The sequence below is a fragment of the Paenibacillus macerans genome, assembly GCF_900454495.1.
Lineage (GTDB): Bacteria > Bacillota > Bacilli > Paenibacillales > Paenibacillaceae > Fontibacillus > Fontibacillus macerans.
The window spans coordinates 2,008,954-2,032,599 of sequence record NZ_UGSI01000001.1 but is presented as its reverse complement, the minus strand read 5'-3'; the positions used below and the strand labels follow the sequence as shown (position 1 = coordinate 2,032,599).

The following is a 23,646-nucleotide window of genomic DNA, read 5'->3' as shown; positions in this document are numbered from 1 at the left end:
CGTACTCCTTTCACGGCTTGGCGGATGCGTTTCGGCGATAAAACGGCAGGGGGACGACTTTGGCTTTCAGCCGTTTGCCGCGGATTTCAACCTCGAGCACGGTGCCGGCCGCCGCGTGGGCGCCGGCGATCAGCGCCAGGCCGAGGTTTTTTTTGAGCGTCGGCGATTGCGTGCCCGTAGTTACTTCGCCGATGGGGTCCTCGGTGCCCGGCGCAAACACCGGATAATGCGCGCGCGGAATGCCCCGGTCGATCATCTCCAGACCGGCCAGCCGCCGCGGTACGCCTTCTTCATGCTGCCTGAGCAGCGCCTCCCGCCCGATAAACGGGCCGGAGTCCCACTTCACGAACCGGCCGAGGCCGGCTTCCAGCGGCGAAATGCTCGGCGACAGCTCCTGCCCGTAGAGGGGAAGGCCGGCTTCAAAGCGCAGCGTATCCCGGGCGCCGAGCCCCGCCGGCACGAGTCCGCGAGGCTCGGCGGCCCGCATCAGCGCGTCCCAAAGGACCGGGGCGTCTTCCGCGGCAACGTAAAGCTCGTACCCGTCCTCGCCGGTATAGCCGGTGCGCGAGAGCAGCGTTTTAATGCCGCAGACTCGGGCCGCGGGTTTAAACGTGAAGGGGCGTAAAACGCTGGGATCATACCCTTCGCACAGGGGAGAGAGGATGGAGGCGGCCAGCGGTCCCTGCAGCGCCAGCAGCGCCGTGGCCGCGGAAACGTTGCGCAGACTGACGCCTTCGGCGGGCAGATGCCGGCACAGCCATTCCCAATCCTTGGCGATGTTCGCGGCGTTGACGACAAGCATGTATTTGCCTTCGTCCCGTTTATACACCAGCAGATCATCGACGACGCCCCCGTCCGGATAACAGAGCAGGGTGTATTGGGCTTTTCCCGGCCCCAGCAGGCTCACGTCGTTCGTCGTCATCCGCTGCAAAAAACTTTCCGCTCCGGGACCCTCGGCGTAAAACTCGCCCATATGCGATACGTCGAACAAGCCGGCCCGCTCGCGCACGGCCTCGTGCTCCTTCTGAATGCCGCTGAACTGCACCGGCAGCTCCCAGCCGCCGAAATCGATGCAGCGCACGCCTTCATACCGGGAGTAACAAGAGTATAGCGGCGTTCGTTGCAATAGGGGTTCTACGGGTTCGGACATTTCATCACCTCGTTTGGCCGCGGTGGGCCGTATTTTACCTGCACACATCATGAAAAAATAAAAAGACAGGCCAAGAAATTCCGACCGGCAAACGAATCGGATATTCCCGGGCTCTGTCCTTTGTACCTGAGAGTTACCCTGCGGCAAAACACCGGTCATCTTGCGCTCCGGCATTTTTGAAAAAGCAGGTTTCCCCTTGGGTGATCCGCCTTCTGTCGATAAAGACGAATTCTCTCCAGAGACGCGTCCGGCAGAGGTCCTTTTGCCTGAGAGATTCACCGCTTCCGCAACGGCTTGCTCCTTCGGCGTTACAATTGCCTGGAATTGTAATCTCTCCCTCTGCCTTCAACCGCTGATTACATCTACATTAATACTCAAAACCGCGAAATATGTCAATAAACTTATCATGAAAATATAAAAAATATTTTATTTTTGTATTATGCAACGCTTTCATTTTTTGAATCTATAAATTATGTTAGTAATATTGACACTACAGCTAGGTTTGGAATAATCTGAACGAGAAAGATCCGGAAGAGGAGGAATACGCATGTCTGCCAATATTAGGGAAAATCTGTGGTATAGCGATGAACATGAATGGGTGCTGGATTTGGGGGACGGAACGGTAAAAATCGGCATTTCCGACGTGGCTCAGCATCGCTTGGGCGATATTGTATTTGTGGAGCTGCCGGACCTTGGAACGGAAGTGGAAGCGCAGGACGGCATCGGCACGATCGAATCGGTCAAAACGGTGGCGGATTTGTTTACGCCGGTCAGCGGAACGGTGCTGGAGATCAACGCGGAGCTGGAAGCGGCGCCCGAGCTGGTGAACGAGGAACCTTACGACGGGGGATGGATGGTGCGGATTCAGCTTCGGGAAGACCCCGCCGCCGCTTTTTCCAAGTTGATGGATGCCAAAGCTTATGCGGAGTTTCTTGAAAGATAAAGGGCCTGTTACAGCGTAAAATAATCTCGCGGCAGCGAGGAGGGCGCGGCTTGCTTGCCGCATGGTGTCTTAGCGCTTCGCTGGCCGGGAGTTTGTTTAATGCGTCATTTACGTTTGTTTGCGCGGAAGCAGGAGGGAGCGGTACAACGCTTCGAACATAAATTCGAAGGCCTCCAGACGGGATACGGCATCAAACGCGGTGGAGCCCCAGGCGTAGATGCCGTGGCCCCGCAGCAACAAGCCGGGAACCCGGGTGTCGAGCGCGGCGGGAATCCGCCTTTCCATTTCGGCGATGTCGGCGTAATTCGGTACGACCGGGATGCGTACAGCGGCGTCCTCCTCCCAGATGCCCAGCGCTTTGATCAGCTCGTTGCCCTGCAATTGAACGAATCCTTCGTCGCCGAAATATTCGCTGAGCACATTGTTAAACACGGTGTGCACGTGGAGAATCGCGCCGCAGCCGGTCATCCGGTAGATCTTCGCGTGGACCGGCGCATCGTCGCCGGGCGTCAGCTTCGTAGCTTCGCTTGGCGTTCCGGCGGCGTCCACAAACAGGAACTCCTCGGCCGGAAGGTTCGTCCGGCCTTTCATGCCCGATGTTACCGCAAAATGATAATTGCCCGGCGCGAAGCTTCCGACCCGGACGGACAAGCTGCCGCTCATGGCCGGAAGCCAGCCGCGGGCGGCAAGCTGCTCCTTGACGCCGCGCAGTTTGCTGAGCGCAGCTTGCTTTTCCTCCAACGGAATGTCCGAAAAATTCATCCAGGCCGTCCTCCTTCGTGCTTCATTCAGAATCTTGGCTTACAGAAGCGACTTTCGAACCGCCTCGCCCATTTCCAAAGACCGCTCGGCGGCGCGGTGCACCGCGGCTTTCACGTTCGGCCGGAACCCGCCCGCTTCGAGCACCTCCAGCGCCGCCTGGGTCGAGCCGTTCGGCGAGGTGATGTCGGCCCGGAGCTTGGCCGGATTTTCGCCGGTTTCCGCCATCATCAAGGCGGCCCCAAGCACCGTTTGCACCGTCAGCCCGCGCGCTTGCTCGGGGGTTAGCCCGCCTTCCACGCCCGCTTCGATCATCGCTTCCATCATGTAATAAATATATGCGGGGCCGCTCCCGGAAACACCGGTCAGGATTTCCATCCGTTCCTCCGGAATCACGCTCACCATGCCGACCGCTTGAAACATGGACAAGACCTGCGCTTTTTGCTCCTCCGACATTTCGGCGGAGAAGGAGATCCCGGTGGCGCCGCAGCCGATGGAGCAGGACGTGTTCGGCATCGTCCGGGCGACCGGGATGTTGCCGCCGAGCAGCGCCTGGATCGTCGCAATCGACAGACCGGCGATCAGGGAAACGATCATTTGCCCTTCGCGCAGCATCGGGCCGAGTTCGCTAAGCGCCTCCCCGGCATCCTTCGGCTTCATCGCCAGGACGATGATCGAAGCTTCCCGGAGATGCTGCCGTTTGGCGGCTTCCTCGTTTGCGGCCGAGACGCGGTAAGTCTGCGACAAATAGGCCAGCCGTTCCTGGCTCGAGCGGTTCAGCATGGCGATTTGCTCCGCGGCGGCGACGCCTTTATGGATCAGTCCGCGCACGATCGCTTCGGCCATCGAACCGGCGCCGTAAAAGCAAATCGAGGCGGAGGCAAGGGATATGTTCGGGTTCATGGGAATTACCTCCTGATGTAGAGAATGGATATTGGCTAACAGGGATTTTTTTCAGGCTTATTGCAGGTTTACTCCCGGATTTGCCCGTTCCCCGTAATGATATATTTGCTGGATGTCAGCGCAGGCAAGCCCATCGGTCCTCTGGCATGCAGTTTTTGCGTGCTGATGCCGATTTCGGCGCCATAGCCGAATTCAAAGCCGTCCGTAAACCGGGTGGACGCATTGTGGTACACGGCGGCCGCGTCGATTTCCCGCTGAAAAAGCTCCGCGGTTTGCCGGTCTTCCGTAACGATGCATTCCGAGTGTTTGGTCCCGAAACGGCGGATATGATCCAGCGCCTCCTCCAAGTTGCGAACGACCTTCACATTCAAAATATAGTCGTTGTACTCGGTCGCATAGTCTTCTTCGGTAGCCGGATTCGCCCAGGCCACGAGGCGTCTCGTGGCTGCGCAGCCCCTTAATTCGACGCCCGCCTCCTTGAAGCGGTCCGCCAATTCGGACAGATGCCGGGCGGCGAAGTCTTCATGGACGAGCAGCGTTTCCATCGAATTGCATACCGATGGGCGCTGTACTTTGGCGTTGAGCGCAATGGAAGCGGCCATTTCCGGGTCCGCGGCGGCGTCCAGGTACGTATGACAGATGCCCGCGCCCGTCTCGATCACCGGTACGGTAGCGTTTTGCACGACCGTTTGGATCAGCGAGCTGCCGCCGCGCGGAATGATGACATCCAGCAGCCCGTTCAGCTTCAGCATCTCGTCGACGGCCGAACGGTTCGGGTCCTCGATGAGTTGCACGGCGTCGACCGGGCTGGCGGTGGCGCTTAACGCCTCGTGGATGATCTCGACGATTTTGCGGTTGGAGGCGAGGGCGGAGGAGCCGCCGCGCAGCACGACCGCGTTGCCGGTCTTAAGGCACAGTCCCATCGCGTCGACCGTCACGTTGGGGCGGGCTTCATAAATGATCCCGATGACGCCGAGCGGCACGCGCTTCTTCACGATATGCAGGCCGTTCGGGCGGTCGATCGTCTCCAGCACGTCTCCGACCGGATCGGGCAAAGCGACGATCTGCCGCAGCCCTTCGGCGATGTCTTTAATGCGTTTCTCGTTTAAAGCAAGCCGGTCCAGCATCGACGAAGAAGTGCCGTTCTCCCGGCCGCGCCGCAAATCTTCCTCGTTGGCCGCGATAATCGCGGCGCTGCCGTCCACAAGCGCTTTGGCGGCGGCCAGCAGGGCTTCGTTTTTTTGCTCCGTCGTCAGGCGGTTCAGCGCGGATACGGCGCCGGCGGCCCGCTCGGCTTTTTGTCTGACTTCACTCATGGTTTTAGGCCTCCTTATGATTCTTTGATTTATGATTTTAACGAAATCCATTCGTCCCGGTGAATAACTTCCAGACGGTGGACGATTTCCAGCTTCTTGATGACCTCCCCGCTGGGAAGCCCGAGAATTTCCTGCAGCTGCTCGGCGTCGTAATTGACGATCCCGCGTCCCAGCACTTCCCCGCCGGGATTGACGACTTCCACGACATCTCCCGTATGAAAGTGGCCGGTTGCGCACTTTACGCCCACCGGGAGCAGGCTGCGACCGCCGTGAATGAGCGCTTCTTCGGCGCCGGCATCGACCGTCAGCGTGCCGAACGGGGTGGAGAAGAAGCCGAGCCATTGTTTTTTGCGCGGCAGGGCGGACCCGTGCGCTTCAAAGTAGGTGCCGCGGCCGTCGCCCCGCAGCGCCGCCAGCAGATCGCCGGGCTCCCCTACCTTGCCGACGAAGACGGGAACGCCGCCGATCGAAGCGATTTTGGCCGCGTCGATTTTGGAGCGCATGCCGCCCGTGCCGACCGCGGAGCCCGCCCCGCCGGCGATCGCGTACAGGTCGCCCGTGATTTCGGCGACGCGGGCGATGCGCGTGGCGTTTGGATCAAGGCGCGGGTCCTTGGTGTAAAGCCCGTCCATATCCGTCAAAATGAGCAGATGCTCGGCTTTGATCAAATTGGCGACCAAGGCCGACAGCGTGTCGTTGTCACCGAATTTCAACTCGTCCAGCGACACGGTGTCGTTTTCGTTGATGATCGGCAGGACGCCCTGCCGCAGCAGCTCTTCGATCGCCATGCTCGCATTGCCCGTCCGCTTGCGGTTCTGAAAATCGGAGCGGGTAAGCAGCACCTGGGCCGCGGATACGCGATGTTCGGCGAGCGCTTCGCGGTACGCCTGCATGAGCAGCGCCTGGCCTACCGCGGCGGCCGCCTGTTTCTCATGCAGCAGCTTGGGCCGCTCGGGGTAGCCGATTTCGCGGAAGCCGGCGGCCACGGCGCCGGAGGTGACGAGCAGGGGCTGGTACCCGGCCCGGATGAGACCGGCCAGCTCGGCGGCGAAATAACGGACGGCGTCCCGGTTTAACCCTCCTTCCGACGAAGTCAGCGAACTGCTTCCGATTTTGACGACGATGCGACGCAGCATGGTGACCACTCCTCCAAAACTTGAATAATAACGTGTGTGTGCGGGTAACGGATGGTTGCGCGAGCCGCAGGATGTAACGGACATGAGAGCCGCTAATCAAGCAAAAACGGTCTTTTCCGCATTTTCCCGCAAAATAAAAAAACTTCCGCCTTTGCACGCAAAGGACGAAAGTGTGACTTCCGCGGTACCACCTTTATTGATGAGGTTTCTCATCCGACTCGGATTGCCCGGTAACAGGGGCGCTGTCCGGCTTTGGGGCCGGCCGCTCGGGGGTAGGATTCGGAAAGGGCAAGCATGTAAATTCTCTCAGCCGATGGAATTTACTCTCTGGAGCGCCGCGGTCTTTCGTACTGGTCCCGTCTATGCGTTTGTATGGATGTCCGATATGAATACGATTACTGTTAGGATACCACCGTACTTTCTTTTTTGCAAAGAAAAAAGCTAAATGGGGCTCAAACTAAAATTGGGCGCTTGATAACGAGTTAACGAAGGGCGAACACCGTTGGCTGGGAGCTTGTGTTCAAGCTTGTGTTACTGACGAGCTGCCGAACGACGAACACCATCGGCTGGGCCAGCAAGATAGCGGCATTTTATGTACTTATTGTCCGGAGCCAGGCATCTTCATCCCCATTAGCGGCATTTTTTGTTCTTACTTTCCTGTGAGTGGCCCCAGAACGCGGACATTTCCTTGCTGCCGGGGAAAATAGCGGCATAAAGTATCTCTATTTCGCTCAAAATGGGGGGATCGCCGAAATAACGCCCTGCTTTGTCCTTATGTTCACTAGCCCTTGCATTTTACTTCTTGCACAAGACAATTTGTAGCCCTGATACATGCAGAATTCCCGCAAAAGCTCAGGTTTTCGAACCGATCCAACCGCCCGCCGGAAATCTAACGGTTGTTGCAGCTGCTATTTTACGAAAAAAGACTTTTTCTGAATTCTAACGGTTATGAGCGTCGTTATTTGCCTGAAGCTAAGCGGAAATAGCAGGGTTTCCATGAAATAAGCGCTATGGCAACCGTTACAATTTGTAATCTATGTTTTTGGGACAAATAGCGGTTGTGGCAACCGTTAGCATAGTTTCGTGCTTAGAAATGTATCTTGTCCGATTTGATGCAATGCCGGCCCCCTTATGTTTTTCGCTAGGGCGGCCGTGGGAAATGTTCTTGCGATCACTCCCCCGCCGCGGATTTCCTTAATCACTTAAAAATTCAGTACTCTTGTCTAGCTCCGCCACTTCTTTAGTCCAACTTATTTTAAAACAAGCCGAGCCGTCCGATTCGCCGTGCGGCTTCCTGCAGGCGGTCTTCGCAGCTGAGCAGTCCGATGCGGACGTATCCTTCGCCGTGTTCCCCGAAGCCGATCCCCGGCGCTACCGCAACTTTGGCTTCCCGAAGCAGCAGTTCGGCAAACGCGGCGGAGGTGAAATCCTTTGGAACCGGAAGCCAGCTAAAGAAGGAGCCCCGCGGTTTGGAGGCATGCCAGCCGATTTGCTCCAAAGCCTGAAAAAAGGTATCGCGGCGCGACTCATAACGCCGGGCGAGTTCCGTAACGCAATCCTGCGAACCGGTCAGCGCCGCCGCGGCCGCCGCCTGAACCGCGCCGAACAGGCTGACATAAATGTGATCCTGCAGCAGGTTGATCAGCGAGATGATCCCGGCGTTGCCCAGCGCAAAGCCGACCCGCCAGCCGGCCATGTTGTACGTTTTTGACAAGGTGTAGAATTCGACCCCGACTTCTTTGGCGCCGGGAGCTTGCAGGAAGCTGGCCGGACGATGCCCGTCGTAACCGATGGCTCCGTAGGCGAAATCGCTGGCGACGACAATCCGGTTGCGGCTTGCGAATTCCACGGTGTCTTCATAAAAAGAGAGCGGAGCAGTCGCCGCGGTCGGATTGTTCGGGTAATTCAGATACATCAGTTTTGCCTGCTTCAAATCGGAGGTCGGAATGGCCTTGTAATCGGGCAAAAACGCATTTTGCTCCGTTAATGGCATAAAGGCCAGCCGCGCCTTGGCCAAGGCCACGCCGGACCAGTAGTCCGGGTAACCCGGATCGGGCACCAGGCAGATGTCCCCCGGATTCAAAAGCACCTGGGGCAGCTGGACAAGTCCGGTTTTTCCGCCGAACAAAATGGCCACTTCCCGCTCCGGATCAAGCTGTACGCCGTAATCCTCCAGGTACCGCCGGGCAACCGCTTCTTTCAGAAACTCATAACCTCTAAACGGAGAATATTTATGGTAAAGCGGGTTTTCCGCCGCTTGCTGAAGAGCGTGAACGATATGGGGCGGCGTAGGCAGGTCGGGATTTCCTTGTCCCAAGTTAATGACGTCATGGCCCGCCGCGATTTCTTGATTGACATTCTGCACAAGGCCCGCGAAAAATTGGGTCGGCAGCCCCTGCATGACATCGGCAACCGGCAGGGGGAAAGCCATGGAAGACGGGTTGATGGTTTCGTTGATTTCCTTCATCGTGATCACTCCGGTCCGGTTCAAAAATGATAATGTTTATAATTTATCATGAGAATTTCGAGGTGTATAGGAGGAATAAAAGCAGGGATAAATTTCCGCAACTTGTCCGCGAATTTATGGTTTGACAGCCCCGAGATGTGGTGGTAAGATACGAGTTAAATAAATGGGTAATCGATTACTCGTTTATGGATTGCAGAACGATCATATGGGGGGGAGTATCACAAAGAAATATTAATCTATTGGGTAATCGTTTACCCCGCAGACGGGTCAGGTTAGGAGGCATAAAGCATAAAGCAGATCCTTGCTCTCCGAAACATTGACACTCCAAGGAGAAACGTGTTACATTGATATCAAATATGAGTAAACGATTACTCGAATTCGGTATCAGTGAGGGACGATGTGCAATGAAAAAGGGCAACCACATTTCAATTAAGGAAATCGCCCGTCTAAGCGGCGTTTCGGTGGCCACGGTCTCCCGCGTCATCAATGATAACGGCCGTTTTTCCGACGAGACGCGGAAGAAGGTCATGGATGTGATCAACAAGCACCATTATGAAACCAATTTCGTGGCCAAAAGTTTGCGCATGAACAAATCCCAGACGATCGGTTTGCTGGTTCCCGATATCAGCAACGAATTTTTTGCCGCGATCGTTCAGGAAATCGAGCGTCTCTTTTTTGAAGAGGGGTATTCCACGATTATATGCAATACGGCCAAAAGCGCCGAGAAGGAAAAGGAATATTTGAAAACGCTTGAAGGGAAGATGGTGGACGGACTGATTTGCATCTCCGGCCAGGAGGAAATTCTGACCGATATTTTGCGGAGAAACGTTCCCATCGTTTGTATTGACCGCCGGCCCAAAATCAACAAGAACGTGGCCTTTATCGAATCGAATCATCTTGAAGGCGGACGGCTTGCTACGGAGGAATTAATCCGCAAAGGGTGCAAAAACATTCTGCTCTTGACCAAAAGGAACAATTTATCTTCCGTCAATGAGCGGCTAAAGGGTTACGAGGAAGCGTTAAAGCAGTACGGTTTTCCGATTCATGAACAAAATGTGGTTTATATTGATGAGCACAGCAATAATCTGGAAGGTGCACGAAAGGTCATCCAGAAAGCGCTGGATGCGGACTTGTCTTTTGACGGCATTTTCGCCACGAACGATTGGCTGGCCTTGGGAGCGATGCTTATGCTGCAGGAGAAGGGCTACAACATCCCTGAGCAAGTGAAAATCGTCGGTTTCGACAACAACCAGATATCCAAGTACTGCAATCCGCCGCTGACCACGATTGACCAGGATGAGGCGATTCTGGCTAAACATGCCTACGCGAACCTGCTGGACATGATCAACGGCTCCGCCGTAAAACATGGGCAGCACACACGCGTTCCGGTTCATTTGGTGGAAAGAAAGACAACTTAATTTTTGCGACTACAAGAGACATTTGTAACCTCCTTTAAGGAAAGGGTGTTACAAATGCAAGAACTATGAGTAATCGATTACCCAACTTAAGAAGGTGATTTTTATGGGCAAACTATTGTGTCCTTCGATGATGTGCGCCAACTTCAAATCGTTGGAAAACGAAGTGGCCGCATTGGACGCAGCGAATGTGGATATTTACCACATCGATATCATGGACGGGAAATTCGTTCCCAACTTCGGCATGGGGCTTCAGGATTTGGAATTGATCCGCAAGCAAACCGGCAAGATGGTCGATGTTCACCTGATGATCGACAGCCCCGGCGACTACATTGATTTGTTCTCCGCGAAAGGGGCGGATATCATTTATTTTCATCCCGAGGCGGACAAACATCCGGCCCGCACCATCGATCGCATCCGGGCCCATGGCGTCAAAGCCGGTATTGCCCTGAACCCCGGAACTTCCCTGGCTGCCGTGGACCCGCTGCTCAGCTTGGTCGATTATGTACTCGTTATGACGGTGAACCCGGGATCTGCCGGACAGAAATATTTACCGTATGTCGACGAGAAGATCCAAGCGCTGCACGCCTTGAAAAGGCAAAAGGGGCTGCCGTTTACGATCGTCGTTGACGGGGCGATCTCGGAAGAGAAAATCGAAGAATTGTCCGAATATGGCGTTGAAGGCTTTGTCCTCGGGAGTTCGACCCTGTTCGGCAAACCGGAATCTTATAAATCGATTATCAGCAGATTAAAGAGCGGCGCTTAAAGGCTGTAAAGCGAAGGAGGAATTTTGCATGAAAATCGCCATTGGCAGCGATCATGTCGCGGTGGAGCTAAAGTCGGTCATCTCGGCCTATCTCGAAGAGCTGGGGCATGAGGTCGTCGATTACGGACCGCAAACCGCCGAACCCACCGATTATCCCAAATACGGCAAGCTAGTTGCCGAAGCGGTAGCCGGGAAGCAAGCGGATGCGGGGATTCTCATCTGCGGGACAGGTGTAGGCATCTCGATCTCCGCCAATAAAGTCAAGGGAATCCGGGCGGTCGTATGCAGCGAACCTTATTCGGCCCAGTTGTCCAAGCAGCACAACAATACGAATATTTTGGCTTTTGGCGCCCGTGTTGTCGGCAGCGAATTGGCGAAAATGATTGTAAAGGCGTGGCTGGATGCGGAATTCGAGGGCGAACGCCATGCGGACCGGATCGCGATGATCGAAGGTACCTGAGCAGCAATATTTGTGTTAAACGGATGGCTTATAAATAACGATATCTGGAGGAGATTACAGTGGCCAAACGACTGATAGCATGCAAGAAAAGCGATATCATGAAAATGAATGCCATGGAGCTGAAGGAAGCGATTTTTGCTTCCGAAGGCCGGGTCATCATGGGACAGCATCTGGTCAAGATCAATGCGGGATTGGTCGACGGGGTGACGAACGCCGAGATTCAAGCCGCATTTGGGGCGGATATGGTGATGCTCAACGGTTTTGACATGGTGAACGAGCAGGCCAATATCGGGCTTCGAGAAATGGAACACGGAAAAATGGCCGATAAGCCATACAGCTTAAACCAGGTTAAAGAATGGGCCGGCGTCCCGCTTGGCATTTTATTCGAATGCCCTAGCCCTGAAGCGAAAGTGGCGGGCGAGCGGTATGTGGAAGCGAAAGAAGGCAGGGTGGCTTCCAAAGAGAACTTCCTGCGCGCGCTGGAGATCGGCGCCGATTTTATCGTGCTTGGCGGCAATCCGTCGGCCGGAACGACTTTTGAGCGAATTATCGCGGCCACGAAACTGGCCAAAGAAACGCTGGGAGATCAAATGCTAATTTGCGCGGGTAAGTGGGAGGACGGTACGATCGAAAAAGTGTTGGGCGACCCGCTCAGCGAAAGGCCTTCCAATGAGATCATCAAGGACCTGATCGATGCCGGCGCCGACGTGATTACCCTGCCGGCCCCCGGTTCGAGACACGGCATTACGGTAGAACATGTCAGAAGCTGCGTGGAATTCGTTCATTCGTACAAACCGGGCACTTTGGCCCTTTCCTTTCTGAACAGTTCGGTAGAAGGGGCGGATGTGCAGACGATCGCCATGATCGCCTTGATGATGAAGCAGACAGGCGCGGACATCCATGCGATCGGAGATGGGGGATACGCGGGCACGCCGCTGCCGGAGAACGTCTACCAACTGGCTTTATCGATCAAAGGAAGAAGACACACGATCAAAAGAATGGTGGGCAGAAGCAGGTAAGGGAAGTTTTCTGTCAGACTCTATATGCCGAATTTTCGGCTTATTGCCGCCCGTGAAGCAGCAAGCTATCATATCTGGTATAGTGCTCTTAAGGAGTGAATAATATGGCGGAGCTACAGCAAGGAAAATGGCGGGTGGCCCTGGTTCAGGGCGATATCAAGCTGGGGGAACCGGAGGAAAACCGCAGGGCTATGCGGGAACTGTTGGAGCGGGCGGTCCGGGAGCATCCGGACCTCGATCTGGCCGTGCTTCCGGAAATGTGGAACACGGGTTACGCCTTGGAACGGATTGACGAATTGGCCGACACCGAAGGCAAGGCGACGCGGGAGTGGCTGTCGGCGTTTGCCGCGAAGCACCGCATTCATATCGTCGGCGGCTCTATTGCCGAGAAGAGGGACGGGAAAATTTACAATGCCATGTATGTTTTTGATCGCGAGGGAAAAGAGACGGCCCGTTATGCCAAACTTCATCTGTTCCGGCTGATGGAGGAGGAGAAATATTTGGCGCCGGGGGAGCGGAACGTCGTCTTTGAATTGGACGGCACGAAAGCCGGAGCGTCAATCTGCTACGATATCCGGTTTCCGGAGCTGGCCCGGACGCTGGCCCTGCAGGGCGCCAAGATCCTGTTCGTCCCCGCGGAATGGCCGCATCCCCGGCTCCGTCACTGGCGCACGCTGCTGATGGCCCGGGCGATCGAAAATCAGATGTACGTGGTGGCCTGCAACCGGGTAGGCAGCGGGGGCGGATCGGACTTTTTCGGGCATTCGATGATCATCGACCCGTGGGGCGAAATCGTGACGGAAGGCGGAGAAGGGGAAGAAATCGTTACCGGAGCCGTCGAGCTCCCGCTCGTGGATGAGGTTCGCGGACGTATCCCCGTTTTCGCCGACCGCCGCCCGGGCTGCTACGAATTATAAGCCGCGTCGCGTTGCTCCATCGTCGCCTTGAACGTGTCGATAAAAGCCTCCGCCGCTTTGGACAAATAACGTCCTTTCCGGTAGGCGATGACCAGCGTACGGCTCGGCACGGGCTCAGCGAGCGGCAGATAAGCCGGGATCAGCTCGCTGCGTTTGGCCCGGGCGATAAAGCGGGGAACAAGCGTGATGCCCATCCCGGCCGCGACCAGCGATTGCACTGTTTCGATGTTGTTGCTTTCGAATACGACGTTCGGTTCAAAGCCCGCGCCGCGGCACAGGTCGACCGTCAGCTTGCGGAAGCCCTGGCCTTTTTTCAGTACGATAAACGGTTCGTCCTGCAGCTGCTCCAGCTTCACGCCGCTTCTGGCTTCACCGGAAGAGGCGAGGCGGTGATTCGGCGGCACGGCCAGGTCGATGATCTCTTCGCCGATCGGCTCGTATGCGAGCGTCGGCTCCTGCAGCGGCAGCGACAGCAAACTCAGGTCGGTGCCGCCGCCGGCCGTCAGCTTCTCCAGATTAAGCGACGTATCCTCCAGCAGCGTGATTTCGATGTCCGGGTACGCATCCTTGAAGGCGGGCAGCACGTAAGGCAGCAGATGGGAGCCGGTGATCGGCATGCTGCCCACGACGACGCGGCCGGCCCGCAGTTGGGAGATGTCGTCCATTTCCTGGCGCAGCTGGGCCACGGCGTCCATAATTTTTTGCGCGTGCCGAATAAAGCTTGCTCCGGCATAGGTCAGCTCCACCGTGCTCGTATTGCGCTGAAACAGCTTGACGCCAAGCTCCTGCTCCAGCTTGGACAGCTGCTGGCTGAGGGAAGGTTGGGCGATATGCAGCTTGTCGGCGGCGCGGGAAAAGTTTTTTTCCTCGGCGATTTTCAGCGTGTACAGAAGTTGTCTTAGTTCCATTTCATCATCCCTCTTATAAGAAATTCCTATAATAAAGTATACTATATATAGGCGGAGAATGCTTGATTTCGATATCGCAAACCACCTGGGATATTTAGGAAAATTTGTTTTGTGTCCCTATTCCCCGTTATAATAGATGGAAAAGTTAAAGTTATTATTCTGGAGGTCTTTCGTTTGAAGAAATGGTTGAAAGAAATTGTCGGATGGGGCGGATCGATCGCGCTTGGATTTGTGTTAAGCATGATTATCGGCATTTTTGTGATCCAGCCTTACCGGGTAGACGGCCATTCAATGGAACCGACGCTGAACGACAAGCAGCGCATTTATGCCTGGAAGTTTGCGCATGTGCTGGAGAAGCTGCCGGAATACGGCGATATCGTCATTCTCGACAGCCGGGTCGACCGCAGCCGTACGCTTTTGGACGACATTAAAGAGCATCCCTTGATTACCTGGTTATCCGGCAGAGGACAGGAGGATTTTTTCTATGTCAAAAGAGTGATCGGCCTGCCGGGAGACACGATTGAGGTGAAGGACGGACATGTATTCCGCAACGGGGAGCAGCTGGACGAGCCTTATATTAAGGAAAAAATGAATGCGGGAGCCGCTCAGGTCTGGGACATTCCGGACGGTTACGTGTTTGTCATGGGCGACAACCGGAACAACAGCAACGACAGCCGCAGCATCGGGCCGATTCCGCTCGACCATGTGATGGGGATCGATTCGTTTTAAGGCCGCGGGTTGAACCTGCAGCTTGCGTGCACGAACATTCATATGAAAAAAACAGCTCCTTTAGGTGAATCTGCCTGGTGGAGCTGTTTTTTTGGTGGCCGCAGATTTTCCCAAATCTAATCTTTCAGGCTTAATACACGCGGAAAAGTTATAGGGAATAGCTATTAGTTATATTGTTTTCAGGTCTTGGACGCCTTTTGCGGACAGGGGTACAATAGGGCAAAACAAAACTATCAAGCGTGCAGAGGAGTCCGGCAACTATGATACATACGGTTTTAGCTACGCTGCTTCATGTAATCGTTCCGCTTTCGATTCCGGTAATTGCCGGCGCGCTGCTGGCGCGTTTTCGCGGTTTGGACACCAAGCCGCTGCTGACTTTATATTTGTATGTGCTGAGTCCGGCGATCATTTTCGATACGCTGATGAACGCGCATATTTCCTCGGGCGATGTGTTCAGCACGATCGGGTTTTCCTTGTTGAACCTGGTGCTGATGTGGGGCCTTGCCAAGGCGGGGGGCCGGCTTCTGAAGCTGGACGCGCCGGAAGCGGCCGGGCTTACGCTCATATCGGCGCTGACGAACAGCGCCAACTACGGCTTGCCGCTTGTGCTGCTCGCTTTCGGTCAGCTCGGGCTCGATAAAGCTTCGCTTTATGTCATCACGCAGATGATCATCGTTAACACGGTTGGCGTGTATTTTGCCGCCCGTTCGCAGTTTTCCGTAAAAAGCGCGATCCGGTCGGTGTTTGCCCTGCCGGCGATCTATGCCGCGGCCGTGGCGTTTTTTCTTCGCATGACGCACCTGCAGCTCCCGGCGGAGATCACCCAAGGGGTTTCCATGGTGGCGGCCGCTTATTCGCCGGTTGTGCTGACGGTGTTGGGCGCGCAGATGGTGAAGGTCGGAAGATCGGACGCCGCTCCCGCCAAGCGATCCGCGGTTTGGGCCGGCATTGCCGTGAGGCTGGCCGCGGCGCCCGTTGCCGCTTATATCGCATTAATCGTATTGGGCATTACGGGTACGCTATTTTCCGTCCTGTTCATCTTGGCTTCGATGCCGGTCGCCGTGAACGCCGTCGTTCTGGCCGAACGGTTTGACGCCGCGCCCGGGCTGGTGTCGAGATGCATCGTGTGGACGACGCTGGCTTCGTTTGTCGTGCTGCCGGTGCTGCTCGTGCTGGTTTAGTTCACCGAGAGTTAAGCATTGAGGCTTCCTTTTCGGCGGAAAATGAAGGATGAGATTAACAGCAACAGCGGTATTAAAGCACAAGCAACGACTCCGAAATAACCGGTTAATTGGCCCATCCTGTCGATTTCCACAAAATTTTGAGGATACATGGCTGCGGCAAACAGTAAAACTAACGGAAGGTAATAGATGTACCTGTTCCATTTTTGCGTAAGTTGGCTGAGTCCGGCGACAATGTAAAAATAGTAATTTGCTGTGGTCATGTAAATTTTAATCGTCCACAAAACGATAAACAACAATTCAAACCGTTCCAGGAACGCGCCGGGAAATTCGATTTGCTGGGCAAAAGAAACAACCGGCCACTGCAAGCGGGAAACTTCTTCCACGGACATGCAGGCGATGACCATCGTGACCATGAGGAGATACAGCCCCATGGCGACGGCATAGCCGATCGCCCCCGCCTTCCACGCCTTTTGCGGATGAACCATGAAACTCGTTAAGATGAGCATGGATTCGAAACCTAGGGTTGAAAAGGGAACTACCTCCAGAGATTGAAGGATCGGCCTCCATCCCTTATGAAAAACGGGACGCAAATAATCCGGATCGAAATGGTTGATATTGAGAACAATCAGCAGCAAAAAAACGACAAAGGTTAAAGGGAAAAAAAGCTCCACCAACCGCACCATCACATGAAGGCCGCCCGAGGTCAAATAACCGACAAGCAGCAGAAACGGGATAAGAATCGCGCTGATCGGTGTTCTCTCCAGGGCCAGAGCTTTGATAAATTCCGCCATCATTCTTACTACATGCGAGCAGACCAACAGGCAGTATACAATAAATGAAAGGTTGATGAGGTGTCCGATAAATTTACCCGCAACCCGTGTACTTATCTTATAAATCGTCTCCCCGGGAAATCGCCGGCATAAGCTCACATTGATAAAAACGGCGACCAAACCCAGCAAGCTGGACAAGAGCAGTCCCTGCCAAACATCGGGAGTTTGCGTCTTTTCCGCTATACTTCTGGGCAAACTCACAATTCCCACGGCGTACACGGTCGAGGTGACCGTAAGAACGGTTTGTAGAGTGGAGATTTTTTCATGTTTCATGGTAGGCAGATTTGTCATGGCGACCCCGCTCCTTTAGAATAAGCTCCCGTTCTCCTTACTTCAACATCCACCAGAACGTCGATCGGGATTTGACTGAAAGTATCCGGCCAGTTGTTCTCCACGCGATCCCAGGCTTCGGGATAGTCCGTTTTTATTTTTGTGCGAAAACCGGCCACATCCGCTTTTTCCTTCCGAAGTTTGCTTAAAGACCGAAGCACGCTCTCTTTGATTTCTTCCTGCGCCGCTTCCCTGGCCGTTTGCAGAAACGGTTCCTTCAGAAGATCGGCAGAGACAACCCGGTTCTCGTTCAGATTAAGGGCGGTTTTAATCCGGACCGTAAATGAGATATCCTGTCCATTGGCACGCGGGATGAGTTTTCTCTTCACTTTGTCGACTTCAAATACCATCGCGTGGTTCGTCCGCGGATCCTCGGCTTTAACAACAGTCCCCTCCGTGTTTCCCAGCATCCAATTGATCCCGCTGATATCCTCCTCGTCTAGCCAGCCGGCAAATTTCTTCGTTTGGCCGCTGATCAGGGCCGCGCCTGTCAGACGATTGCCGCCTTCGCCGGTATCCAGCCGTTGAATTAAAAAATCGGCTCCCTGCGAAATCCGGATCGAAATGTCTCCCAACGTGATCTTTGGTGGTATTTTTTCGTTTAAAGCGCTGTTTTTGGCTAGATCCCTCAAATCCACGGAAGGGATGTCTTTATGTTTGCCCGTCTTCGTCAGAGCTTCTTTGGCACTGCCCTTCACAACCATAACAACCGAATTTCGGCTCGTTTTGTAGGAGCGGTTATACGTATCCAGCAATTGGTCGATCCGCCACTTCCGCAAAGCCTGATCGCTGATCAAGACCAGCCGGATAAAATTGTACAAGGGTGCACGAGCCACCTGTTTCGCCTGTTCTCTAGAGGCATACTGGATGGAATCCCCGTAAAGCGTTGTTATGTTGGTGTATGCATTTTCTTGTTTTTTCTGAGCGATTAAATGCTGATAAGTAAGTTCAAGCATATCCTGATCCATATCGATGGCAACGCCGAGAATGATGCTCAAGTCTTCGATTTCCCTGCTGTCCCAGCAACCGGCAAGCACGGCGCAGGCCATCCATCCGGCAATGCATTTTTGCAGCAGCCGGATGCGGCGGAACCGAAAGATAAAAGCTGTCATAGGTTTACTTCCTTTTTCTGTGGGACAATGTCTCGTCCTGAGTTTTTAACGTTAATGAACGCTTTTTGAGATACCTGAAAGGAACGCGAACCCAAGTATCTTGCTGATCTCTTAATCGGATCGGGGCCAAAGGCGCCATGTAAGAAACGCCGAAGCTTTTGATCCGAACCATATGGGCACCCAGAAATATGAACGACAGGATCACCCCGTAGAGCCCGTATACCGAGGCAACCAGCATAACCGGGAAGCGCAGCAGGCGGATGCCGATACTGCCGCTGTACTGCGGACTCGCAAAGGATGAGATCGCGGTAACCCCGACGATAATCACCATGAAAGGACTGACGATCGACGCCTCAATGGCCGCTTCCCCGATGACAAGCCCTCCAACAATGCCGATGACCTGGCCTATGCCTTTGGGCAGCCGCAAGCTTGCCTCGCGCAGGATTTCCAATGACACTTCCATGATTAGAGCCTCGACAAAGACCGGAAAAGGGATGCCTTTCCGCGAGGCCACAATGGACATGACCAGATCGGGCGGGATGAGCCCGGGATGGAAGGAAACCAAGCTGACGTATAGGGAAGGCAGGAAAGTTGCTATAAACAACGCCATTAGACGAAGAATGCGAAAAAATGACCCTAACGGGAACCGTTCGTAATAATCCTCCGGGGATTGGGCCAGCATCCAGAAAGTCATCGGAGCTATCAGCACGAACGGCGTGCCGTCCAGCATGATGACAACCTTTCCGCCCATCAGGGCGCTCACCGCTTTATCCGAGCGTTCCGTCGCTTGAAGCTGCGGAAACGGAGACCACGGTGTTTCCTCGATCAATTGCTCTACGATCCCGCTATCTTGTACATCGTCGATGTCGATGGCTTCAATCCTTTTTTTGATGTCCTGAACCAGTTCCGGATTGGCAATGTCGGCGATATAGAGCACGGCCAAGTTTCGGGAAGATCTTTTTCCAACCCGGTATTTATCGATTTTGAAACTGACGTCCTTCACAAATCGTCTGATCATGGCAAGATTGCTGGCCATGTCTTCGACAAAACCTTGCCTCGGTCCTCTTACCAAAGTTTCGGTAGCGGGTTCTTCCACATTTCGAGCAGGGAAATTTGCGGTCTCGACAATCAGCGCTTCATCGATTCCTTCAATGAGCAGGCAAGTCTTCCCCGACAATACTTCCAAAACACACTTATCCAGAAACTCGCCCGTTTCAATTCCGACCGGCGAAGCGGTCTTCTGCAGCAGGTCTTCCTTTAATGTTTCCGGGGCATACGCAGGTTTATTGTCCCCGAGCCCCGCCAGAATCAACGGTTTGACGATTTGTTCATTAATTGCATTGATGTCCGCGATCCCGGAGAGATAGACAATGATGACTTGAAAGCCGGTTTGCCCTACATCCAATTCCTTGAAGACGGCATCGGAAAAATGGCTAAGGGTGCGCTTCAGATATTCCACATTTGCTTCAAGCGGCCTTGCCATGGCGATCCTCCTCAGAAACGTATCCGTGAACTTTAACAGGTAATATGTGTAAAAAAAAATAATATTCGTATCTCAACTATGTGCGTTTTTCAGGGGAAGAAGGACTGCCCGATAAGATTCAACTGCAAAAAGGAGTCAATTTCATAATTCAAAACGCTTGATATAACTGGATTTTTTGGGCATAGAAAAAGGAGTACCTCCCCAAATCTCGAAGTAATAGTGACCAAACCAAACTCGAGAAAGAGAAACGGAGGTAATCCCTATCTATTCAATTCGCCAAACGGAGTTGTTTTCCTTCGAGGAATTAATGGAAATGCGCCCCGAAGATAAGTACAGCCAAATCTTCGAGCATTTGGATCTTGCCCCAGTCATGCAGGCACTCAGCAAACCAAAACGTCGCGGGCGTAAGGAAGAATTAAATTATCCAGCCATGGTATATTCGCTGCTCATCGCAAAGATGGAGGGTATAGAATTCGTCTCTTCCATCATAAAACGTCTGGAAAGCAGCGAGGAGTTTCGCATCCAATGCCGGTTCACCGGCTCGGACCGTATACCAAGCGAATCGACCTACTCTCGGCTGAATCTGGCGCTGCAGCAAAAGGGTCTGCTCGAACAGGTGCTGGACCGTTTGGTGAGAGCCGCTCATGCCGAGGGTTTCTTAACGGGAGCTCATATCGCCGTCGATTCCTCGGCGGTTGAAGCGTGGGACTGCCAATATGGAGAATCTGCTGCCAAACGCCGAGCCGCAAGGAAACAGAAGCAAAAGAAGGAATCTTCGGTGCAACAGCTCGAAATGGAGCCCGTTCTCCCCGTGTCTGAGACCGAACCCACGAAGCCGACAAAGCCGGTTTACGGGCGTGGAAATTGCTCGGCCGAAGAAAAGGAGCGCCGCCGTAAAGAACGGGAAGCATACGAGGCGAGCCTGCCCCCTTTCGAAAAGAAAATAGAAAACATGTTGCCCTTCACCTACGACGAGCTGTTTGAAGCGATGCCCAGGTCTGCTTCGCGTTGCACCAAGAAAAATTCGAAAGGCAAGCTCACCACCTGGTATGGCTATAAAGCCAACATCGTAGTGGATACCGATAGTCAGTATGTGCTCAGCGGGGTACTGAGCTCGGCTCATTTGAACGACCAACGCATGGCTGTACTGTTGCTCAAAGGTCTTCCACTTAAGTTTCCCATGCTGAAGGTGAAATATGGGTTGGGGGACAAAGGCTACGACAGCACGCCCATTTACGAGTTGATTCGTTCGCTCCAAGCTTACCCGATCATTGATATCATCCACCATACGGCTCCGCCGGAAGGGATGAATCTTGATTATGGTCCGGTTTGCAAAGAAGGCCACGCCTATCGGTACGACAGCTTTGATCCCAAGTATGAGACACTTCGGTATACCCGTCCAAGCGAGTGCAAGGAATGTCCGTTTGCGGAATCCGGCTGCCAAAAGGTGTTTAAAATTCGGATCGAAACGGACGTGCGTAAGCACACCTATCCGGCAAGAGGCAGCAAAGGGTTTAAAGAACTGTACAAAAAGCGAACGGCTGTCGAGCGTGTCTTTGCCTATCTCAAGGGTTACTATGGATTGAAACGAACACGTCACCGCGGTGTCCGAGCCAACGTCGACTTCCAACTCAGTATACTTGCGTACAACCTAACCAAGTTTGCACTCGATAAGTTGAATAAACGCCTGCCTCAAGCAGCATAACCGTATTTTTTTAAACAAGCAGCATTTTATTTTCGGTAATTATAGCTCTATATTCGAATCGAATTATGAAATTGACTCAAAAGTGCATTCTATTTTCCGTAAATCACCACTTTAGAGGGATTGAAATGCAAAAGCTTTTGCATTTGACGGGATTTTCGGGGCATTCGGGTGAAAATCACCTACACTTTTTCATTTCTTTAGATTTCCTCAAATTCCTTTTATGCTAGAATTTAGACGATGGGAGGATTAACATGTTGAGATTAATAAAAAAACTGAGCTTCTGGCTGCCGCTGCTTTCGTTGATTGTTTGCGTTTATAATCTCACGGGATACGATGACAAAAACCTGTTGCTCGCTCTTACAAGCCCACCGTTATTATGGTTTAATCATGAGTTGACGAAATTGCACTATATGATGAATAGCGAATTATTGTGGCAGTTCGTTCTTTATGGGATTCATTTTTCCTTCTGGTTGCTTGTTGGTCTAGCAATAGACTGGATCATTTCAAGAATAAGGGCTTACTTATAGGCTGACCCTATCACAATTATAGTTATTATATCTTGGAACAATTAACGGGAACGTGCTATATTGAATTCAACATACAAAGCGCTGGCCGATTGGTCGTAAAACCGCCGGCTTTCCGCTTTGTTCCAGGTTCGATTCCTTGTGTGGGGTGAAAAAAATGAGCAGCAAAAAAACGATGTATGAGAAAATTTGGGATAATCACGTGATTTATCAGGAAGAGGGCAAACCGAGCATTATTTACATCGATTTGCATCTCGTGCACGAGGTCACTTCGCCTCAGGCGTTTGAAGGCCTGCGGCTGAGCGGCCGCAAGGTTCGCCGTCCGGATCTGACTTTCGCGACGATGGACCATAACGTTCCGACCAAAGACCGCTACAACATCAGCGACCCGATCTCCAAGCAGCAGATCGATACGCTGTCGCAAAACTGCCGTGATTTCGGCGTAACTTTGTACGATTTGGACACGATCGATCAAGGCGTTGTTCACGTTATGGGGCCGGAGCTTGGCCTTACGCATCCCGGGAAAACGATCGTCTGCGGCGACAGCCATACGTCGACGCACGGCGCGTTTGGGGCATTGGCCTTCGGAATCGGCACCAGCGAGGTGGAGCACGTGCTGGCTACGCAATGCTTGCAGCAGGCCAAAGCCAAGACGCTGGAAGTACGGTTCGTAGGTAAACGCAAACCGGGCGTAACGGCCAAAGACATGATCCTCGGCGTAATCGCCAAATACGGCACCGATTTTGCGACCGGATACGTCATTGAGTATACGGGCGAAGCGATCCGCGAGCTGTCGATGGAAGAGCGGATGACCGTCTGCAACATGTCGATCGAAGCCGGCGCCAGAGCGGGGCTGATCGCTCCGGACGAAACGACGTTTGACTATTTGCGCGGGCGCCAGCATGTGCCGCAAGGCGAAGCGTTCGAGCGAGCGGTGGCTGAATGGAAAAAGCTGGCGACTGACGAAGGCGCGGAATATGACCGCGTGGTCGAATTTGACGTGGATTCGCTGATTCCGCAGGTAACCTGGGGCACGAGCCCGGGCATGGGCACCAGCATCGACGGACGCGTCCCTAATCCGGCGGATTTCGCTACGGACAACGAGCGGAAAGCGGCCGAGAAGGCGCTTGAATACATGGGCCTGACGCCGGGAACGCCGATGACGGACATCGAGATCGACTACGTGTTTATCGGTTCCTGCACGAACGGACGGATCGAAGACTTGCGCGCGGCGGCGCAAATCGCCAAAGGCTACAAGGTTTCCGATAAAGTGACGGCGATTGTCGTACCGGGCTCCGGCCGCGTGAAATTGCAGGCGGAAAAGGAAGGCCTGGACAAAATTTTCACGGAAGCCGGATTTGAATGGCGCGATGCCGGCTGCAGCATGTGCCTGGCGATGAACCCGGACGTTCTCCAGCCCGGACAGCGCTGCGCTTCCACCTCCAACCGGAACTTTGAAGGGCGGCAGGGACGCGGCGGCAGAACGCACCTCGTTTCTCCGGCGATGGCAGCCGCGGCTGCGATCAAGGGACGTTTTGTCGATGTTCGCGAGTGGGAAATCAAAAGCGAAGTCCTGAGCTAATCAAGGTA

At 53.9% G+C, this 23,646-nt stretch carries 20 protein-coding genes and 2 riboswitches; of the genes, 10 read left to right on the top strand and 10 right to left on the bottom strand.

Features of this window, described 5'->3' with window-relative positions:
• Positions 1-10 precede the first annotated feature (10 nt).
• A complete protein-coding gene (gcvT, locus tag DYE26_RS09250) occupies positions 11-1,150 on the bottom strand; it encodes a glycine cleavage system aminomethyltransferase GcvT (protein ID WP_036623787.1) in 1,140 nt (379 codons plus the stop codon).
• Between the two features lie 111 nt (positions 1,151-1,261).
• Positions 1,262-1,391, bottom strand: a riboswitch (glycine riboswitch).
• 3 nt (positions 1,392-1,394) lie between these two features.
• A riboswitch (glycine riboswitch) is annotated at positions 1,395-1,499 on the bottom strand.
• Between the two features lie 198 nt (positions 1,500-1,697).
• On the opposite strand from gcvT, the gene gcvH reads away from it, so the two are divergent.
• Positions 1,698-2,093 carry a glycine cleavage system protein GcvH gene (gene gcvH / locus DYE26_RS09245; RefSeq protein ID WP_036623786.1) on the top strand — a complete coding sequence of 132 codons (396 nt, stop codon included), beginning with the start codon at positions 1,698-1,700 and terminating at the stop codon, positions 2,091-2,093.
• A gap of 108 nt (positions 2,094-2,201) precedes the next feature.
• On the opposite strand, the gene mtnB is transcribed toward gcvH, so the two are convergent.
• The 5 genes from mtnB to DYE26_RS09215 form a co-directional block, all read right to left on the bottom strand.
• Positions 2,202-2,855 (bottom strand): methylthioribulose 1-phosphate dehydratase, encoded by a 654-nt coding sequence (mtnB, locus tag DYE26_RS09240; RefSeq protein ID WP_036623785.1) that lies wholly within the window; start codon positions 2,853-2,855, stop codon positions 2,202-2,204.
• A 39-nt stretch (positions 2,856-2,894) separates the two neighbouring features.
• The gene (gene proC, locus DYE26_RS09235; RefSeq protein ID WP_036623784.1) at positions 2,895-3,755 is read right to left on the bottom strand and encodes a pyrroline-5-carboxylate reductase; all 861 of its coding nucleotides are present in this window, start codon (positions 3,753-3,755) and stop codon (positions 2,895-2,897) included.
• Positions 3,756-3,823: 68 nt separating this feature from the next.
• Positions 3,824-5,071 (bottom strand): glutamate-5-semialdehyde dehydrogenase, encoded by a 1,248-nt coding sequence (locus DYE26_RS09230; protein WP_036623783.1) that lies wholly within the window; start codon positions 5,069-5,071, stop codon positions 3,824-3,826.
• A 29-nt stretch (positions 5,072-5,100) separates the two neighbouring features.
• Positions 5,101-6,207: a glutamate 5-kinase gene (gene proB / locus DYE26_RS09225; RefSeq protein WP_036623782.1), complete on the bottom strand. Its 1,107-nt coding sequence runs from the start codon at positions 6,205-6,207 to the stop codon at positions 5,101-5,103.
• A 1,255-nt stretch (positions 6,208-7,462) separates the two neighbouring features.
• On the bottom strand, positions 7,463-8,638 hold the full coding sequence (locus DYE26_RS09215; protein ID WP_036628320.1) for an aminotransferase class I/II-fold pyridoxal phosphate-dependent enzyme: 1,176 nt from the start codon (positions 8,636-8,638) through the stop codon (positions 7,463-7,465).
• Between the two features lie 440 nt (positions 8,639-9,078).
• Here DYE26_RS09215 and DYE26_RS09210 point away from each other — a divergent pair, with 440 nt between their 5' ends.
• From DYE26_RS09210 to DYE26_RS09190, 5 genes are all read left to right on the top strand, one after another.
• The gene (locus DYE26_RS09210) at positions 9,079-10,092 is read left to right on the top strand and encodes a LacI family DNA-binding transcriptional regulator (RefSeq protein WP_036623780.1); all 1,014 of its coding nucleotides are present in this window, start codon (positions 9,079-9,081) and stop codon (positions 10,090-10,092) included.
• A gap of 103 nt (positions 10,093-10,195) precedes the next feature.
• Positions 10,196-10,855: a ribulose-phosphate 3-epimerase gene (gene rpe, locus DYE26_RS09205; RefSeq protein ID WP_036623779.1), complete on the top strand. Its 660-nt coding sequence runs from the start codon at positions 10,196-10,198 to the stop codon at positions 10,853-10,855.
• A 28-nt stretch (positions 10,856-10,883) separates the two neighbouring features.
• Complete coding sequence (rpiB, locus tag DYE26_RS09200; protein ID WP_036623778.1) at positions 10,884-11,315, top strand: ribose 5-phosphate isomerase B; 432 nt, start codon at positions 10,884-10,886, stop codon at positions 11,313-11,315.
• A gap of 59 nt (positions 11,316-11,374) precedes the next feature.
• On the top strand, positions 11,375-12,334 hold the full coding sequence (locus DYE26_RS09195) for a DUF7916 family protein (RefSeq protein WP_082207822.1): 960 nt from the start codon (positions 11,375-11,377) through the stop codon (positions 12,332-12,334).
• A 104-nt stretch (positions 12,335-12,438) separates the two neighbouring features.
• A complete protein-coding gene (locus DYE26_RS09190) occupies positions 12,439-13,251 on the top strand; it encodes a carbon-nitrogen family hydrolase (RefSeq protein ID WP_036623776.1) in 813 nt (270 codons plus the stop codon).
• Here DYE26_RS09190 and DYE26_RS09185 read toward each other — a convergent pair.
• Positions 13,239-14,159, bottom strand: a complete 921-nt coding sequence (locus DYE26_RS09185; protein WP_036623775.1) for a LysR family transcriptional regulator — start codon at positions 14,157-14,159, stop codon at positions 13,239-13,241. The two genes, DYE26_RS09190 and DYE26_RS09185, sit on opposite strands and share 13 nt — an antisense overlap.
• Positions 14,160-14,333: 174 nt before the next feature.
• Between DYE26_RS09185 and lepB the strand changes: the two genes are divergently transcribed.
• Together lepB and DYE26_RS09175 are read left to right on the top strand one after the other, a co-directional pair.
• Positions 14,334-14,888, top strand: a complete 555-nt coding sequence (lepB, locus tag DYE26_RS09180) for a signal peptidase I (RefSeq protein ID WP_255310022.1) — start codon at positions 14,334-14,336, stop codon at positions 14,886-14,888.
• Between the two features lie 260 nt (positions 14,889-15,148).
• Positions 15,149-16,069, top strand: coding sequence for an AEC family transporter (locus DYE26_RS09175; protein WP_036623774.1), 921 nt, complete (start codon positions 15,149-15,151; stop codon positions 16,067-16,069).
• Between the two features lie 11 nt (positions 16,070-16,080).
• Here the strand turns inward: DYE26_RS09175 and DYE26_RS09170 are convergent, their stop codons facing one another.
• The 3 genes from DYE26_RS09170 to DYE26_RS09160 are packed head-to-tail and all read right to left on the bottom strand — an operon-like array spanning position 16,081 to position 19,827.
• Positions 16,081-17,193, bottom strand: coding sequence for a GerAB/ArcD/ProY family transporter (locus tag DYE26_RS09170; protein WP_036623773.1), 1,113 nt, complete (start codon positions 17,191-17,193; stop codon positions 16,081-16,083).
• Entirely contained in the window at positions 17,190-18,344 is a 1,155-nt protein-coding gene (locus DYE26_RS09165) for a Ger(x)C family spore germination protein (protein ID WP_036623772.1), read from the bottom strand. Before DYE26_RS09165 ends, DYE26_RS09170 begins: the two co-directional genes overlap by 4 nt.
• 4 nt (positions 18,345-18,348) lie before the next feature.
• Positions 18,349-19,827, bottom strand: coding sequence for a spore germination protein (locus tag DYE26_RS09160; protein ID WP_036623771.1), 1,479 nt, complete (start codon positions 19,825-19,827; stop codon positions 18,349-18,351).
• 307 nt (positions 19,828-20,134) lie between these two features.
• Here DYE26_RS09160 and DYE26_RS09155 point away from each other — a divergent pair, with 307 nt between their 5' ends.
• Both DYE26_RS09155 and leuC read left to right on the top strand, forming a co-directional pair.
• On the top strand, positions 20,135-21,532 hold the full coding sequence (locus DYE26_RS09155) for a transposase (RefSeq protein WP_155621591.1): 1,398 nt from the start codon (positions 20,135-20,137) through the stop codon (positions 21,530-21,532).
• 681 nt (positions 21,533-22,213) lie between these two features.
• Complete coding sequence (leuC, locus tag DYE26_RS09145; RefSeq protein ID WP_036623769.1) at positions 22,214-23,638, top strand: 3-isopropylmalate dehydratase large subunit; 1,425 nt, start codon at positions 22,214-22,216, stop codon at positions 23,636-23,638.
• Positions 23,639-23,646 lie beyond the last annotated feature (8 nt).

Coding starts and splice junctions, on each gene's coding strand:
- DYE26_RS09185 (WP_036623775.1), bottom strand. CDS start 14,159: ATGGAACTAAGACAACTTCTGTACACGCTGAAAATCGCCGAGGAAAAA.
- gcvT (WP_036623787.1), bottom strand. CDS start 1,150: ATGTCCGAACCCGTAGAACCCCTATTGCAACGAACGCCGCTATACTCT.
- DYE26_RS09170 (WP_036623773.1), bottom strand. CDS start 17,193: ATGACAAATCTGCCTACCATGAAACATGAAAAAATCTCCACTCTACAA.
- gcvH (WP_036623786.1), top strand. CDS start 1,698: ATGTCTGCCAATATTAGGGAAAATCTGTGGTATAGCGATGAACATGAA.
- DYE26_RS09190 (WP_036623776.1), top strand. CDS start 12,439: ATGGCGGAGCTACAGCAAGGAAAATGGCGGGTGGCCCTGGTTCAGGGC.
- DYE26_RS09210 (WP_036623780.1), top strand. CDS start 9,079: ATGAAAAAGGGCAACCACATTTCAATTAAGGAAATCGCCCGTCTAAGC.
- DYE26_RS09175 (WP_036623774.1), top strand. CDS start 15,149: ATGATACATACGGTTTTAGCTACGCTGCTTCATGTAATCGTTCCGCTT.
- rpe (WP_036623779.1), top strand. CDS start 10,196: ATGGGCAAACTATTGTGTCCTTCGATGATGTGCGCCAACTTCAAATCG.
- DYE26_RS09165 (WP_036623772.1), bottom strand. CDS start 18,344: ATGACAGCTTTTATCTTTCGGTTCCGCCGCATCCGGCTGCTGCAAAAA.
- DYE26_RS09160 (WP_036623771.1), bottom strand. CDS start 19,827: ATGGCAAGGCCGCTTGAAGCAAATGTGGAATATCTGAAGCGCACCCTT.
- DYE26_RS09215 (WP_036628320.1), bottom strand. CDS start 8,638: ATGGCTTTCCCCCTGCCGGTTGCCGATGTCATGCAGGGGCTGCCGACC.
- proB (WP_036623782.1), bottom strand. CDS start 6,207: ATGCTGCGTCGCATCGTCGTCAAAATCGGAAGCAGTTCGCTGACTTCG.
- mtnB (WP_036623785.1), bottom strand. CDS start 2,855: ATGAATTTTTCGGACATTCCGTTGGAGGAAAAGCAAGCTGCGCTCAGC.
- DYE26_RS09155 (WP_155621591.1), top strand. CDS start 20,135: ATGGAAATGCGCCCCGAAGATAAGTACAGCCAAATCTTCGAGCATTTG.
- proC (WP_036623784.1), bottom strand. CDS start 3,755: ATGAACCCGAACATATCCCTTGCCTCCGCCTCGATTTGCTTTTACGGC.
- rpiB (WP_036623778.1), top strand. CDS start 10,884: ATGAAAATCGCCATTGGCAGCGATCATGTCGCGGTGGAGCTAAAGTCG.
- DYE26_RS09230 (WP_036623783.1), bottom strand. CDS start 5,071: ATGAGTGAAGTCAGACAAAAAGCCGAGCGGGCCGCCGGCGCCGTATCC.
- leuC (WP_036623769.1), top strand. CDS start 22,214: ATGAGCAGCAAAAAAACGATGTATGAGAAAATTTGGGATAATCACGTG.